Annotated in this window: 13 protein-coding genes; 7 read left to right on the top strand and 6 right to left on the bottom strand. The window is 67.8% G+C overall.

Annotation, left to right across the window (positions count from 1 at the left end):
- The first annotated feature begins 32 nt into the window (after nt 1–32).
- From ccoG to ccoS, 4 genes are read left to right on the top strand one after another with little or no spacing between them, the layout of a single operon-like run.
- Complete coding sequence (gene ccoG / locus BJI67_RS14695) at nt 33–1,418, top strand: cytochrome c oxidase accessory protein CcoG (RefSeq protein ID WP_070074188.1); 1,386 nt, start codon at nt 33–35, stop codon at nt 1,416–1,418.
- A gap of 4 nt (nt 1,419–1,422) precedes the next feature.
- The gene (locus BJI67_RS14690; protein WP_070073672.1) at nt 1,423–2,274 is read left to right on the top strand and encodes a FixH family protein; all 852 of its coding nucleotides are present in this window, start codon (nt 1,423–1,425) and stop codon (nt 2,272–2,274) included.
- A 4-nt stretch (nt 2,275–2,278) separates the two neighbouring features.
- Nucleotides 2,279–4,777: a heavy metal translocating P-type ATPase gene (locus tag BJI67_RS14685; protein ID WP_083250922.1), complete on the top strand. Its 2,499-nt coding sequence runs from the start codon at nt 2,279–2,281 to the stop codon at nt 4,775–4,777.
- A complete protein-coding gene (ccoS, locus tag BJI67_RS14680; protein ID WP_070073671.1) occupies nt 4,774–4,974 on the top strand; it encodes a cbb3-type cytochrome oxidase assembly protein CcoS in 201 nt (66 codons plus the stop codon). Before BJI67_RS14685 ends, ccoS begins: the two co-directional genes overlap by 4 nt.
- 212 nt (nt 4,975–5,186) lie before the next feature.
- On the opposite strand, the gene rpoH is transcribed toward ccoS, so the two are convergent.
- The 4 genes from rpoH to ftsY form a co-directional block, all read right to left on the bottom strand.
- The gene (rpoH, locus tag BJI67_RS14675) at nt 5,187–6,053 is read right to left on the bottom strand and encodes an RNA polymerase sigma factor RpoH (RefSeq protein WP_070073670.1); all 867 of its coding nucleotides are present in this window, start codon (nt 6,051–6,053) and stop codon (nt 5,187–5,189) included.
- A 147-nt stretch (nt 6,054–6,200) separates the two neighbouring features.
- On the bottom strand, nt 6,201–7,211 hold the full coding sequence (gene ftsX, locus BJI67_RS14670) for a permease-like cell division protein FtsX (RefSeq protein WP_083250920.1): 1,011 nt from the start codon (nt 7,209–7,211) through the stop codon (nt 6,201–6,203).
- A complete protein-coding gene (gene ftsE / locus BJI67_RS14665; RefSeq protein WP_070073669.1) occupies nt 7,208–7,888 on the bottom strand; it encodes a cell division ATP-binding protein FtsE in 681 nt (226 codons plus the stop codon). Before ftsE ends, ftsX begins: the two co-directional genes overlap by 4 nt.
- An 8-nt stretch (nt 7,889–7,896) precedes the next feature.
- A complete protein-coding gene (gene ftsY, locus BJI67_RS14660) occupies nt 7,897–9,024 on the bottom strand; it encodes a signal recognition particle-docking protein FtsY (protein WP_070073668.1) in 1,128 nt (375 codons plus the stop codon).
- A gap of 133 nt (nt 9,025–9,157) precedes the next feature.
- Between ftsY and rsmD the strand changes: the two genes are divergently transcribed.
- Both rsmD and rmuC read left to right on the top strand, forming a co-directional pair.
- Nucleotides 9,158–9,781 (top strand): 16S rRNA (guanine(966)-N(2))-methyltransferase RsmD, encoded by a 624-nt coding sequence (rsmD, locus tag BJI67_RS14655; protein ID WP_231940863.1) that lies wholly within the window; start codon nt 9,158–9,160, stop codon nt 9,779–9,781.
- A 78-nt stretch (nt 9,782–9,859) separates the two neighbouring features.
- Nucleotides 9,860–11,389 carry a DNA recombination protein RmuC gene (rmuC, locus tag BJI67_RS14650; protein WP_070073667.1) on the top strand — a complete coding sequence of 510 codons (1,530 nt, stop codon included), beginning with the start codon at nt 9,860–9,862 and terminating at the stop codon, nt 11,387–11,389.
- 6 nt (nt 11,390–11,395) lie between these two features.
- Here rmuC and metA read toward each other — a convergent pair whose 3' ends face one another.
- Together metA and BJI67_RS14640 are read right to left on the bottom strand one after the other, a co-directional pair.
- A complete protein-coding gene (gene metA, locus BJI67_RS14645) occupies nt 11,396–12,469 on the bottom strand; it encodes a homoserine O-succinyltransferase MetA (protein ID WP_070073666.1) in 1,074 nt (357 codons plus the stop codon).
- Nucleotides 12,470–12,473: 4 nt separating this feature from the next.
- A complete protein-coding gene (locus tag BJI67_RS14640; RefSeq protein ID WP_070074184.1) occupies nt 12,474–13,316 on the bottom strand; it encodes an ATPase in 843 nt (280 codons plus the stop codon).
- Nucleotides 13,317–13,326: 10 nt separating this feature from the next.
- Between BJI67_RS14640 and BJI67_RS14635 the strand changes: the two genes are divergently transcribed.
- On the top strand, nt 13,327–14,544 hold the full coding sequence (locus BJI67_RS14635) for an MFS transporter (protein WP_197513144.1): 1,218 nt from the start codon (nt 13,327–13,329) through the stop codon (nt 14,542–14,544).
- Nucleotides 14,545–14,581: the final 37 nt, after the last annotated feature.

Genomic DNA, 14,581 nt, shown 5'->3' with positions numbered 1-14,581 from the left:
GGTAAACGGGTATGCATGATCGCGTCAGCGCAATGGCCCCTGAAATACCGATCGCGATCTATCCGCGATCGGTCAAGGGGCGTTTCCGCAACCTCAAGTACGCGATATTAATCCTGGCGTACACGGTGTTCTTCCTGTTGCCCTGGATGCGTTGGGAGAGGGCCACTGGCCCGCAGCAGGCGGTGCTGTTCGACCTGCCGAGCCGGCACTTCTATTTCTTCGATCTGGTGGTGTTCCCGCAGAACATCTTCTGGCTGGCGATATTGCTGCTGATTGCGGCGCTGCTTCTGTTTTTCGTCACCGGCATCGCCGGGCGCGTGTGGTGCGGCTACTTCTGCTTCCAGACCCTGTGGACCGATGCATATCTACTGATCGAACGCTGGGTTCAGGGTGAACGACCCGCGCGCATGCGGCTGCGCGCGCACGGCTGGACGGCCGAACGCATCGGTAAGCTGGCGCTGACCCATGCCATGTGGCTGGCGCTTGCGTTCTGGACCGGGTTCACCTTTGCCGCCTACTGGGCCGATGCGCCCCGGCTGCTGACGTCTTTCGTGTCCGGCAGTGCGCCGTTTGCCGCCTATGCAACCGTCCTGCTGCTGACCGCCACGACCTATCTCTTCGCCGGCGTCGTGCGCGAACAGGTATGTACCTACATGTGCCCCTATGCGCGTTTCCAGAGCGTGATGTTCGACCGGGATACGCTGATCGTCAGCTATGATCGCAACCGGGGCGAGGGTGCTGGCGGACGGCACAAGGTGACGCGTGCGCTCAAGAGCCGCGATGAGCGTCAGGCGGCCGGGCACGGCGACTGCATCGATTGCGGCTACTGCGTGCAGGTGTGTCCGACGGGCATCGATATCCGCGACGGTCTGCAGGTGGAGTGCATCCACTGCGCACTGTGCGTGGACGCCTGCGACGGCATCATGCGCAATCTGGGCTGGCGAACCGGGCTGATCGGCTATACCTCCGAACGTGCGCTCGAAGGTGGCCGTACGCGCTTCTTCAAGCTCAAGACCTGGGGTTACGGCGCCGCGTTGTTGCTGGCTGCGCTGTTGCTGGTGAACAGCGTGGCCACACGGGCCGCATTCGATGCGAGCGTGCGCCAGACCCGGCAGCCGCTGACCGTCATGCTGTCGGACGGCAGCATCCAGAACAGCTATGCCATCGTCGTGAACAATACCTCGGTGCACGATCTCGAACTGCGTGTGGGTGTGGTCGGGCTGGCCGGTGCGAGCATGAGCGTGCAGCCCGCCGACGAAATAGAACTCCATCCGGAGGAAAGCCTGACCATTTACGTGAAATTGCGGCTGACGCTGCAAGCTAAGGCTCCCAAACGGATACCTTTCGATTTCGCACTCGTCCCCGAAGAGGGGGCATCCGCCCCCCTCAAAGTGCCGAGCCAGTTCTACACGAGGTAAGCCCATGCAGGATCAAGTGCTGTCCACGAATCTCGTGAGTACCCTGGGCATCGGGGTCAGTCTGGCATTCCTGGTCTACGTGCTGTTGTACCGGTTCACGCGCATGCGCGGAAAGCAGGTCGGCCTGATCGTCGCGGTGCTGGTGCTGGCCTTCTACACCCCCTACGCCGCGTTCAACTGGCAGGGGCTGGACGTGCTGGCGATCCATCTCGTGCTGTATCTGGTCACGCCCTATGGACTCAGCATCATCACCACGCACTGGGAGGGTCACCGCGAACTGCATGTGGGCAAGCGGTGGTTCAACTGGGCCCCTGCGATCATCGTCATGTTCCTCGGCAGCGTTGCCATGGTCGATGCGGTGATCATCAATTTCGCCGAAAATGGTGTTTCGCCGCAGACGGCATCTTGGCTGCTGCCTTCCCCGGAGCACGACGTCGAGGTGCGTTCCGACTTTCCCGGTGTGGTTCCGCACGACTATCAGGACAAAACGGAGGATTACGCCAGCTATCTGGAACGCCTGGAGGCACAGGAACGTCTGGGATGGCAGCTGCGCAAGGGTTTTCTCGGTGTGCCGAGGGCGAACGGCGCCGAGATCTTCCAGGTCGAGATCAGCGACCGTGACGGGCATCCCCTATCTCAGGCCAGCGTGAGCGGGCGTTTCATGCGCCCCTCCAACGAGGCCGACGACCGGATCTTCCAGATGCGTGAGGTCAAGCCGGGGCTGTATCAGGCGAGTATCGAGTTGCCGTATCCGGGCCGCTGGGATCTGCTGCTCGACGTCAAGCGCGGAGACGACCTCTACGAAGAGCGTGGGCAGACCGTCGTCGAGCCCGCGCGCGGCGAGGAGGCCGGTTGACGCCGTGAGCGCGCAAGTGGCCTATCGGGACAGTGCAACGCCCGCGGCGACGGACGGCACGGCCGTCTGTTACCACTGCGGCCTGCCGGTTCCTGCGGGCACGAACCATGCCGTCAGGGTGCTGGGAGAGTCGAGACCGATGTGCTGTGCCGGGTGCGCCGCCGTCGCCAGTGCCATCGTCGAAGGCGGGCTGGAGGATTACTACCGATATCGTACCGCCCGCCCTGCCGGTCGGGCGGAACTCGTCCCTGCCGAACTTGAGGAACTGGCGCTGTACGACCGCGAGGCGGTGCAGCGCAGCTTCGTGCATCGCGCGGGCGAGGAACGCGAAGCCTCTCTGGTGATCGAGGGCATCGTCTGCGCCGCCTGCGCATGGCTGAGCGAAAGGCATGTGCGCGAGCTGCCCGGCGTGCGCGAATTCATCGTGAACTACACCACGCATCGTGCGCGTCTGCGCTGGGATGCGCAGCAGATCAAGCTCAGCGAGATCCTGGCCGCCATCGAGGCGATCGGTTATCGCGCCTACCCCTTCGATCCCGAGCGTCAGGAACGCGTCCAGCGCAACGAGCGCGCGCAGATGCTCAAGCGCATCGCCGTGGCCGGCGCCGGCATGATGCAGGTGATGATGGTGGCCGTCGGCCTGTATGCGGGCGACCACGGCGGGATGGGCGCGGACACGCGCTCCCTGCTGCGCTGGGTCAGTTTCGCTTTTGCCACCCCGGTGGTGCTGTATGCCGCGCGGCCGTTTTTCGGCGCTGCTGGGCGTGATCTGCGCCGGCGCACGCTGGGCATGGACGTACCGGTGGCGCTGGCCGTCGCCGGGGCCTACGCGGCCAGCGTTTGGGCCACCCTGAGCGGCACCGGCGAGGTCTATTTCGATTCGATCACCATGTTCGTGTTCTTCCTGCTGGTCGGGCGTTTTCTGGAGATGCTGGCCCGGCATCGCACCGGCGAGCAGGTCGAGGCCCTGGTGCATCAACGGCCGACCGTCGCCCGCCGCGTGGAGGCTGCGGGGGAATGTGTGGTGGCGGCGCTGGAACTCGTTCCGGGTGACCGGGTGCGGGTGCGCCCGGGCGAGACCATCCCGGCCGACGGCGTGATCGAGGATGGCGGCAGCAGCGTCGACGAATCGCTGCTCACCGGCGAGCCCCTGCCGCGCCGACGCGGACGCGGCCAACGCGTCGTCGGCGGTTCCATCAACGTGGAAAGTCCGCTCACCGTGCGTGTAGACGCAGTCGGCGAAGACAGCGTGCTGGCTTCCGTGATCCGTTTGCTCGACCGGGCCCAGGCGGAAAAGCCGCGCGCGGCCGCAACGGCAGACCGGGTGGCGAGTTGGTTCGTCGGCGGCGTACTGCTGACGGCGCTGGCCGTCTACGCCTTCTGGTACTGGTATGACCCTTCGCGTGCCTTCTGGGTGACGCTGGCCGTGCTGGTGGTGACCTGTCCCTGCGCCCTGTCGCTGGCGACGCCGGCTGCGATCACTGCGGCAACCGGCGCGCTGGGTCGGTTGGGGCTGCTGGCCACCCGAGGCCACGCGCTGGAGACCCTGGCGCAGACGCGCGACATGGTTTTCGACAAGACCGGCACCCTGACCTATGGCAGACCCGAGCTGGTTTCGGTGAGCCCCGCGCCGGGTCTGGATGCCGAGCAGTGCCTGCGCTGGGCCGCGGCGCTGGAGCGCGAATCCGGTCACCCCGTGGCACAGGCCTTCGTCGCCTGCGTCGAGACGCCGCCGCCTGCGGACGAGCTGCACGCCGAGCCGGGCTCGGGCATCGCCGGCAGGGTCGACGGGCGACGCCTGCGCATCGGGCGTCCGGCATGGGTTGTGCCGGCAGGACGGCCGGCAGTGCCCGGCGATGTCGAACTGCGGTCGGAGGAGGATACGGTCGTCTGGCTGGGCGACGAGTCGGTCGTGCTGGCGGAGTTCCGCCTGCGCGACCGCCTGCGCCCGGACGTTGCCACGGCCATCGACGAACTGCGTGCCCTCGGGATGCGGTTGCGCATCCTGAGCGGCGACGCCCCCGCGGCCGTCGCTGCGACGGGACGCGCTGCCGGTATCGAAGATGCCGTCGGCGGGCTGTCGCCGCAGGGCAAGCTGGAGGCGGTCAGGCAACTGCAGCACGAAGGCCGGGTCGTGAGCATGGTCGGCGACGGGGTCAACGACGCCCCGGTACTGGCGGGTGCGGACGTGTCGGTCGCGATGTCAGGCGGAACCTCGCTGGCACAGGCCAGCGCCGACGTGGTGCTGCTCAGCGACCGGCTCGCGCGGCTGCCGCAGGCGATCCGGGTGGCCAGGCGCTGTCGGCGCATCGTGCGACAGAACCTGGCGTGGGCCGTGGCTTACAACCTGATCGCCGTGCCTCTGGCCGCCACCGGCTGGCTGACGCCGTGGATGGCGGCGATCGGCATGTCCGCGAGTTCGCTCATCGTGGTGATGAACGCCTTGCGCCTGCGCGATCTCCCAGCGCGCGACGAACGCGACGGTGGAGGCGACTTGCGATGAATATCCTCTACCTGCTGCTGCCGCTCGCCGGGCTGCTGGCGCTGATTGCCGTACTGGCCTTCGTCTGGACCGTGAAAAGCGGGCAGTACGACGACCTGGACGGGCCGCCGCAGCGCATGCTGATGGACGACGACGATCCGCGTTTGCCCGGTCGGGATGCAGGTACAGACAAGCGCCCCGGCTCGGGTCGCAGCTGAAACGAGACACGCAAAGGGGGAGAGTGATGAACAAGCAGAACATACCGCTGGCGATCATCGTGGTGCTGATCGTGTTCAGCTGGGCGAGCTTTCTTTCCGTGATGTTCGCCTACTGGCTGTGAGCGCCGAGTGTAAAACGCTGGCTACGAAACGCGAAGGGGCGCCAACCGCATCGCGGTGGCGCCCCTTCGGTAGTGAGCGAGTGTAGCGGTTCAGGCAACCATCGCACCCTTGAGCTTGCGCAGGGCGTTGCTTTCCAGCTGCCGGATGCGTTCGGCCGAAACGTTGTACTCCTCGGCCAGCTCATGCAGCGTGGCCTTGGGCTCGGTCAGCCAGCGGCGGCGCAGGATGTCCTGGCTGCGTGCGTCCAGATCCGCCATCGCGCTGTGCAGGCGTTCCTGGTGGTGACTCTCCCAATCCTCCTCCTCCAGCAGCGCGGCCGGATCCGGGCGCTCGTCGGTGAGGTAGGCGGAGGGCGAAAATACCTTGTCCTCGCTGTCCGAGGCCGGCTCGGGGTCGAAAGCCGTATCCTGGCTGGAAAGCCGCGACTCCATTTCGAGCACCTCGCGCGGGCTGACGCCGAGATCGCGCGCCACGGTCTCCACCTCTTCCTGATTCAACCAGCCCAGGCGCTTCTTGGCGCTGCGCAGATTGAAAAACAGCTTGCGCTGGGCCTTGGTGGTTGCGACCTTGACGATGCGCCAGTTGCGCAGGATGAATTCGTGGATTTCGGCGCGTATCCAATGCACGGCGAAGGACACCAGGCGCACGCCCATTTCCGGATTGAAGCGCTTGACCGCCTTCATCAGGCCGATGTTGCCTTCCTGAATCAGGTCGCCGAGCGGCAGGCCGTAGCCGCGATAGCCGCGTGCAACCTGCACGACGAAGCGCAGGTTGTGCAGCACGAGCTTGCGTGCCGCTTCCAGGTCGTTGTGCTGGTGCAGCCGGCGTGCGAGCGAACGCTCATCCTCGGCGGAGAGCACTGGCAGGCGATGCACGGCCGCGATATAGCTTTCCAGGCTGCCCGAGTTGAGGCTCGGCAGAGTGGTGCCATGAATGGTGGCCAACTGTTTGCTCATCGCTGTCTTCATCCTTCGGCGCAGGGCCGACGTGGGTCTCAAACTAGTTCGACAAGATGACATGGGGACGGTTCAAACCACTTTCAAGGCCGGCCCCAGCTTTTGCCGACAACAAAATTATACATCCGATGCGGTCTTGCGGGTGCGCTAGCTCGGTTCGATGGCGCGCAGGTGGCGGCCCACGGCCAGCCACGATCCGCCCAGGCCGAACAGGATGCTCAACCCGAGCAGGCGCAGGGCATCGTCGAAATCCAGACCGGAGAGGGTGTAGCGGCTGTCGTAGAGCCCGGCGAGGTGGTTCACCGGTCCTGCAAGCAGGAGCAGTGCGACGGTCAGCAGCAGCAGGGCGAGCAGCCCGCCGAGCAGGCCCAGCCAGAAGCCTCCGTAGAGAAACGGCCGGCGGATGAAGGCGTTGGTGGCGCCGATGAGCTTGGCGACCTCGATCTCCTGACTTCGGTTGAGGATGTCGAGCCGGATGGTGTTGCCGACCACCAGCAATACCGCGAGCCCCAGCATGCCGCCGACCACCCACACCGCGCGCTGGGCGATGGTAACGACGGCATAGAGACGCTCCACCCAGACCAGGTTCAGTTGTGCGTCGGCCACCTCGGGGCGCGCAGCCAACGCCTCGCGCAGGTTGCGGATCTGCGCGGTCTGGCGCCCCTGCAGGTGCGGGTAGACGATGACGACCGCCGGCAGCGGGTTGCTGGGCAGCGCCTGCAGGGCATCGCCGAAGCCGGCAGACGCGGACAGCTCCGCCAGGCCTTGCGCCGGGGTGACCGTCTTCACCCGCGCGATGCGCGGGTCGCTCTGCAGCTGCTCCGCCAATGTGGTCATGGCCTGATCCGAGGTGCCGGATTTGAGATAAAGCGTGATCTGCACGCCGCGATCCCAGCCGCCCGCCAGCTGTTCGAGGTTCGACAGCACCACATAAAGGCCGGCCGGCAGGGCGAGGGCGATGCCGATCACGGCGACGGTCATGGCGCTGGCCAGCGGAGTGCGATAGAGCTTGCCCAGACTGAAGAAGAAGGCGCGCGCATGGTTGAGCGCCCAGGCACCGGGTTTCGGCAGGGATTCGCCGGCGGCGCGAGGCGCCGCCTTGGGCGGAGCCTGCTTGGCGGGCTTGGCCGGGCGTCGGCGCGGACGCTGGCGGATCATCGGTGCGGCACCGCATGCGTGGGGTCGTCTTCGAGACGGCCCGCGTAAAGGCTGATCACGCGCTTGTCCATCAGGCGGATCAGTTCGTGGTCGTGGCTGGCGACCAGCACCGTCACGCCCACGCGGTTGAACTCGTCGAACAGGCTCATCACCTCCAGCGACAGTTCCGGGTCCAGGTTGCCGGTGGGTTCGTCGGCGAGCAGGATCGGCGGCTTGTTGACCACCGCGCGGGCGATGCCGACGCGTTGCTGTTCTCCGGTCGACAGCGTCACCGGCAGGGCGCGTTCCTTGTGCAGCAGGCCGACCTTGTCCAGCGAGGCGCGCACGCGGCGCTGGATCTCGGCATGGCGCAGGCCGGCTATCACCAGCGGCAGGGCGACGTTGTCGCCCACGCTGCGGTCGTAGAGCAGGTGGTGGTCCTGGAAGATCATGCCGATCTGGCGGCGGTAATAGGGGACATGCCGGTTGCCGACGGTGCCGAGATTGCGGCCGTTGACCAGGATCTGGCCGCGCGTCGGACGCTCGATCATCGCAATCAGCTTGAGCAGGGTGCTCTTGCCGGCCCCGGAGTGCCCGGTGAGAAAGGCCATCTCGCCGCCATCCAGGGAAAAGCTGACGTCGGCCAGGGCCTCCTGGCCCGTGTCGTAGCGCTTGCCGACGTGCTGCAGCAGGATCATGGCGCCGCCTATGCGTCTTCCGGGGCGGGCTCCGCGAGCAGCGCCGAGACGAAGGACTCGGCCTCGAAGGGGCGCAGATCGTCCACCGCCTCGCCCACGCCGATGAAGCGGATCGGAATGCCGATCTGCTGCGCGATGGCGAACAGGATGCCGCCCTTGGCCGTGCCGTCGAGCTTGGTCACGGTGATTCCGGTCAGCCCCAGCGCGGCATGGAATTCGCGCGCCTGCACCAGCGCGTTCTGGCCGATGCCGGCGTCGACCACCAGCATCACCTCGTGCGGTGCCTCGGGGTCGAGCTTGGCCATCACGCGCTTCACCTTGCGCAGCTCGTCCATCAGATTGGTCTGGGTGTGAAGGCGTCCCGCGGTGTCCGCGATGAGCACGTCGACGCCGCGCGCACGCGCCGCCTGCAGGCCGTCGAAGATCACCGAGGCGCTGTCCGCGCCGCTGCCCTGGGCGATCACCTGCACGCTGTTGCGCTCGCCCCAGGCCTGCAGCTGTTCGACCGCCGCGGCGCGGAAGGTGTCGCCGGCGGCGAGCAGGACCGATTTGCCCTGGCTCTGCAGATGCTTGGCGAGCTTGCCGATGGTGGTGGTCTTGCCGGCGCCGTTGATGCCGACCATCAGGATCACGAACGGCCGCTTGCCGGCGTCCACGGTCAGCGGCATGGCCACCGGCCGCAGGATGTCGCTCATGTTCTCGTGCAGCGCGGCGAACAGCGCCTCGGCATCGCCGAGCTGTTTGCGCCGCACGCGGGCGGTCAGATCGTCGATGATGCGCGTGGTCGCCTCGATGCCGACGTCCGCCGTCAGCAGGCGCGTTTCCAGGTCTTCCAGCAGCTCGTCGTCGATCGCCTTGCGGCCCAGGAACAGCGAGCCGACGCCGCCGGTGAGGCCGCGCCCGGTCTTGGACAGGCCCTTGCGCAGGCGTGCGAACAGGCCCTCGCGCGGCGCTGCGGCGGCTGGTTCGGCAGGGGGCGCGACTTCGTTCTGAGGGGGCGGAGCGGGTTTCGGGGGCGCTTCCTGAATGGCTTCCGGAGCGGCCTCCTGCGTTTCGACAGGCTGCAACGCCTCGGCTTGATCCTGGTCGGATGACTGCGGGTCGGACGACTTTTTGCGTCTGATGAAACCGAACATAATGGCGCTAATCCCGGCCGGGGTGATCACAAAGGAGCATGCACATGCTAGCAGGCGCGCAACGCCCGCGTAATCCGCAACGTGCCGGATCATACCCGTTTCGCCGCCGACCCGCCGCCACACGGTGGCGGGCGTGACGGCGAGGCGCCGCTATCGCCGCCCCTCGGCGCGCAATCAGCTGCGCATCATCGGCGGGCGCTGGCGCGGCCGGCGCATCGAATTCCCCGACGCCGAAGGCCTGCGCCCCACCGCGGACCGCGTGCGCGAAACCCTGTTCAACTGGCTGCAGGGGCCGCTGCCCGGCGCCCGTTGCCTCGATCTCTTTGCGGGCAGCGGCGCGCTCGGTCTGGAGGCCGCCTCGCGCGGCGCCGGCGAGGTGGTGCTGGTCGAAGCCGCGCCGGCCGTGGCCGCGGCGCTGTCCGCGAGCGTCGCCCGTCTAGGCGCCGAGCACGTCGACGTGCTCCACATCGACGCGCAGCGCTACCTGCAGGGGAACCCCGAGCCGTTCGACATCGTGTTTCTCGATCCACCCTTTGCGCAGGACGCCCAGGGGGCACTCCTGGAAACCCTGAGCGGGTGCGGCTGGCTCGCGCACGAGGCCTGGATCTACCTGGAATACCCCGCCGACCGGCCGTTGCCGGCGCTGCCCGGCGGGATGGAGCTGCACCGGCACCAGCGCGCCGGACAGGCGGCCTACGCACTTCTGCGCTGGACGGCGAGCGACGGGACGGACGGCGGCGCGGAGGTGGACGAATGAAGTCCAGCTTATCGCCCGTTTCGTCCATACTGTGCATCCGATTGCAGGTCCGGTCGCCACGGTCCGGAGGAGGAGAGCGTGCAGGATTCCTGGTATCTGACCGCGGTGGTGGCCGCTGGCATCTTCGCCGGCTGGCTGCTGCGCCATCTGTTCGCGATCGGCACGCGCCGGAGCCTGCTGGGGCAGCTTGAGACCAGCGAGGCGCGGGTGGCCGAGCTGCGTCCGGCGCTGGTCGAGGCCGAACGCCAGCGCAGCGAGCTGCAGGAACGGTTGATCGAACGCGAGCGCGCCTTCGCCGAGCTGGCTGGACGCAGCGAGGGCGATCGGCGCCGCGTGACCGAGCTGCAGGCCGAGCTGGAAGGCCGCACCGCCGCGCTGGACGCCGAGCGCGAGCTGAACAACGAGCTGCAGCGCGACATGGCCGAGCTGCGCGAACGCCTGAGCCAGGAACGCCGCGCCGCGGCCGAAAAGCTCGCCCTGCTGGAGGAGGCCCGCGCCAAGCTGTCCGACGCCTTCAAGGCGCTTTCGTCCGATGCCCTCAAGCACAACAACGAATCCTTCCTCAAGCTGGCGCACGAAAACCTCAAGCGCTTCCAGCAGGGGGCGCGCGACGACCTCGAAAAGCGCCAACTGGCCATCGAGGAGCTGACCAAGCCGATCCGCGAATCGCTCACCAAGGTCGACGGCACCCTGGGCGAGCTGGAGAAATCGCGCGTGGCGGCCTACAGCGCACTCGATCAGCAGCTTCAATCCCTGCTCAAGCACCACCTGCCGCAGCTGCACGCCGAGACCGCGAATCTGGTCAAGGCGCTGCGCCAGCCGGCCGCGCGCGGCCGCTGGGGCGAGGTCCAGCTCAAGCGCGTGGTCGAGATGGCCGGCATGCTGGAGCACTGCGACTTCGAGGAGCAGGTCAGCCAGGACACCGAAAACGGCCGGCTGCGCCCGGACATGATCGTCAACCTGCCCGGCGGCCGGCGCATCGTGGTCGATGCCAAGGCGCCGGTGGACGCCTACCTCAACGCCGTCGAGGCGGCCGACGAAGCGGCGCGCGACGCCGCGCTGACGCGCCACGCGCAGCAGGTGCGTACCCACATCGGCCAGCTCGGCCGCAAGAGCTATTTCGAGCAGTTCGAGCCGACGCCCGAGTTCGTGGTCATGTTCGTGCCCGGCGAGGCCTTCTTCTCCTCCGCGCTGGCGCAGGATCCGGGCCTGATCGAATACGGCGCCGAGCAGCGCGTGATCCCGGCCAGCCCGACCACCCTGATCGCCCTGCTCAAGGCCATCGCCTACGGCTGGCGGCAGGAGGCGATGGCGCGCAACGCGGTCGAGGTCGCCGCGCTCGGCAAGGAGCTGTACGAGCGCATCGCCACGCTGGCGAAGCACTGGGAGGCGGTCGGCAGCCGGCTCGACCAGGCGGTGGACGCCTACAACAAGTCGGTGGGCACGCTGGAGCGCCGCGTCCTGCCCAGTGCGCGCAAGTTCCGCGACCTCAAGGCCGTGGCCGCGGACACCGAGATCGAGCCGCTCGGCCCGCTGACCGAGGAAACCCGCAGGCTGACCGCCGCCGAGTTCGAAACGGCCGCGGGGCAGGGCGAGGGGGGCGACTGAGGCCGCTCAGCCGCGAATGGCGGCGAGCGGGTCGTTGGGGTCGATGCCATCCATGAAGGGCTTGCGGCGGTCGCGGTCGGTGAGCTGGTAGACGAGCCCCATCCAGTTGCCGACCACCGCCTCGGCGGTGTCGTGCCAGGTGTTGTCCAGACGCGGCACCAGCAGGGCCTCGGGCAGCGGCGGCGCCGCCTCGCCGGTGCGCCGCGCCTGTCCCAGGCGCGCGCGGTACTCGCGCAGCACCGCCTGCGACCAGTCGTCGAAATAGTTCGCCACGAACGGCGGGTAGGCGTCGAGCTCGCCGGCGGCGTAGCGGCTCAGTTCGCGCTTGTACTCCTTGAGCAGCGAGATCGTGTCGTACTCTGGGTGACCCTGGAAGAACACGAAGCGGATGCCGTCCGCGCTCGTCGCCAGATGCACGCCGATCTCCTCGCTTTCCGCCAGCACGCGCAGCCCGGCCTCGCGAAACTGCACCCGCGACACCGCGTTCCAGCGCGAATGAGGCACGTCGAAGCGCGTGTTGATGCCGTCCACCAGCGGATGCCTGGGATCGATCACGCGGTGCGGGAACACGCCCCAGATCTTCGCCGGCCGCGGCTGGCGGCGCTGCCCGTAGCGCTGCTCCAGTACCGCGTGGGTGGCGAGGCAGGAGCACAGCGTCGAGGTCACGTTCTCCCAGGCCCATTCGATCACCTGGCTCAGCGGCTCCCAGAACGGCTGGGTCGACAGCTCCGGCCCGGTCACGTTGGCGCCGGTGATGATCAGCGCGTCCAGCCCCTGTTCGCGCAGGTCCTCGAAGCGCTCGTAGTAGCGCGCGATGTGCTCGCGCGCGTCCTCGCCGCGCGGCAGCTCGTCCAGCGTGAAGGGGTGCACGTAGAACTGCGCGATGGGGTTGCTCTGCGCCACCAGCCGCAGGAATTGGCGCTCGGTGGCGGCCAGCGCCTTGTCCGGCATCATGTTGAGCAGGCCGATGTGCAGCTCGCGGATGTCCTGGTTGCGCGCGCGGTTCGGCGACAGGATGCCCAGCCCCTCGGCGCGCAGGCGCGCGAAGGTGGGCAAGTCGTTGTGCGCGACGATGGGCAAGGTTTCAGCCCCGGCCGATGGCCGTTTCGAGCAGCCCCAGGAAGTCCTGCTCGTCGCGTACGGTGGCGACCTCCTTCGAGGTCACCGTATAGCCCTGGCGCGCCAGCGCCTCGTAGCGCGGCAGGCGCGAGCGGAACAGGCGCGGGAAGATCCAGCGCGTGAAATCGTCGGGGTCCATCTGCGCGGCATACTCCAGGCCGTGCTCGGCGAGGTATTCGGCCAGCTGCGCCTCCAGGAACTCGCGCCGGTAGTACAGCGGCTTGGGCGCCTCCTGCGCGCGGCGGATCAGGGTGTCCTCCTCGTCCTGGTCGGTGACCTTGATGTAGAGCATCAGCGTGTGCTCCACCAGCAGGTCGATCACGCCGGGCTCGTCCAGCTCGCACAGCGAGCCGCCGACATCGTTGACGAAGTGCCGGTAGCCGTAGATCCGCTGCGCCTTCTCGATGAAGCCCGGCACGTCGTACATCGCGCGGATTTCGCCCTCGCGGTAGGCCGCCTGGCGGCGGTGGAAATCCTCCAGCTCGACGCCGCCGAGGTCCGGGTTGCCCAGCTTGCCGACGAACGACAGCACCGGGCCGGGATCGGTGATCTTGATGTTGTTGCGGATGTAGATCCAGTCCTTGCGCAGCAGGTCGCGCAGGAAGGGCACCTGCATCGCCTGCGCCTTGATCATGTCGAGGATCGCCTCGTCCAGATAGCGTGTGCCGATGCGGTAGTCGCCGGCGTAGTGGAACCAGTCGTGCTCGCGCAGCAGCGAGGAAAGGTAGGTCTTGCCGACCCCCGACATGCCGATCAGGGTCACCTTCTTGTGCTCCCACCGGCGGAATTCGTCGACGCTGAATTTCACGGCTCGCTCCGTGTCGAAAAGGCGCATTATCCGGCATCGCGCCCGCCGGCGGGAAGCGCCGGGCCGCCACACACCGGGGGAACCGAGTCTGCGCAATAGCCTCATCGTGCTGTATTGCACCGTCGTCGCGGTGGCAATCCTCTATGAGCATCAGGCCCTGCTGCCGCTGCTCGCGCGCCACTGGGGTGTCGGCCTGTCCGACGCCGCGCTGCTCACCACCGTCACCATGACGCCGCTGGCGATCGCCCCGCTGCTCTATGGCTACGTCCTCGAACGCGTCTCCGCCCGCCGCCTGCTGGTGCTCGGCCTCGGCGTGCTCACCGCGGTGCAGTTCGTGCTCGCCCAGGCGCCGGGCTACGGCGTCTTCCTGCTGCTGCGCGGCCTGGAGGGCCTCATCCTGCCCGCCGTGCTCACCGCACTGATGACCTACAGCGCCGCCATCGGCGGCCCGGCCGGTGCACGCCGCGCGATCACGCTCTACATCGCCGCCACCATCGTCGGCGGCTTCAGCGGGCGCACCTTCTCCGGCGTGGTCGCCGACTGGATCGACTGGCAGGCCGCGTTCTGGATGTGGTCCGCGCTGGCGCTCGCCGCGCTCGTCTCAACGCGCTGGCTCGCCTCCGACCCGCGCGCCGACCTCGGCCGCGTGCGCTGGTCCGATCTGCGCGAACTCGTCGCCCGCCCGGTCAACCGCCTCGGCCTCGGTTCCGCCTTCCTGCTGTTCTTCGCCTTCGCCGCGATGATGAACTTCCTGCCCTTCCGCATGCACCAGCTCGACCCCGGCATCACCCAGGGCGCGGTCGCCTGGGTGTATGCCGGCTACCTCGTCGGCGTCGTCGTGCCGTTGTCCTCGCTGTGGCTCATCCGCCGCCTCGGCGGCGAGCGCCGCACCCTGCTCGCCGGCTGCGCGGTCTACTTCGTCGGCACCCTCGCGCTCGCCTTCGGCGGCCTGGGCTGGATCTACGCCGGCATGTTCGTCTTCGCCGCAGGCATGTTCACCCTGCACAGCGTGCTCTCGGCCTACCTCAACCACCTCGAACCGCGTCGCAAGGGCCTGGTCAACGGGCTCTACGTTTCCAGCTACTACAGCGGCGGTGCCGTCGGCTCCTACCTCCCCGGCCTCGTCTACCAGCACGCCGGCTGGGTGCCCTACAGCCTGCTGCTCCTCCTCCTGCTCGCCGCCCTCGGCGCGCTGCTCTGGCGCATGCCCGACGCGGCGCAGGCGTGAGTTCGCCGCCCGGCCCGCAAACCGGCAAGCAAGCGGC

The sequence above is a fragment of the Acidihalobacter aeolianus genome, from assembly GCF_001753165.1.
Classification (GTDB): Bacteria; Pseudomonadota; Gammaproteobacteria; order DSM-5130; family Acidihalobacteraceae; genus Acidihalobacter; species Acidihalobacter aeolianus.
Note: the sequence above shows the minus strand (reverse complement) of the source record. Positions and strands in the feature narration are given on the sequence as shown.

What these genes read in the sequence shown, in the direction of transcription:
- ccoG (WP_070074188.1), top strand. Translation starts at nt 33, where the DNA reads ATGGCCCCTGAAATACCGATCGCGATCTATCCGCGATCGGTCAAGGGG.
- BJI67_RS14690 (WP_070073672.1), top strand. Translation starts at nt 1,423, where the DNA reads ATGCAGGATCAAGTGCTGTCCACGAATCTCGTGAGTACCCTGGGCATC.
- ccoS (WP_070073671.1), top strand. Translation starts at nt 4,774, where the DNA reads ATGAATATCCTCTACCTGCTGCTGCCGCTCGCCGGGCTGCTGGCGCTG.
- rpoH (WP_070073670.1), bottom strand. Translation starts at nt 6,053, where the DNA reads ATGAGCAAACAGTTGGCCACCATTCATGGCACCACTCTGCCGAGCCTC.
- ftsX (WP_083250920.1), bottom strand. Translation starts at nt 7,211, where the DNA reads ATGATCCGCCAGCGTCCGCGCCGACGCCCGGCCAAGCCCGCCAAGCAG.
- ftsE (WP_070073669.1), bottom strand. Translation starts at nt 7,888, where the DNA reads ATGATCCTGCTGCAGCACGTCGGCAAGCGCTACGACACGGGCCAGGAG.
- ftsY (WP_070073668.1), bottom strand. Translation starts at nt 9,024, where the DNA reads ATGTTCGGTTTCATCAGACGCAAAAAGTCGTCCGACCCGCAGTCATCC.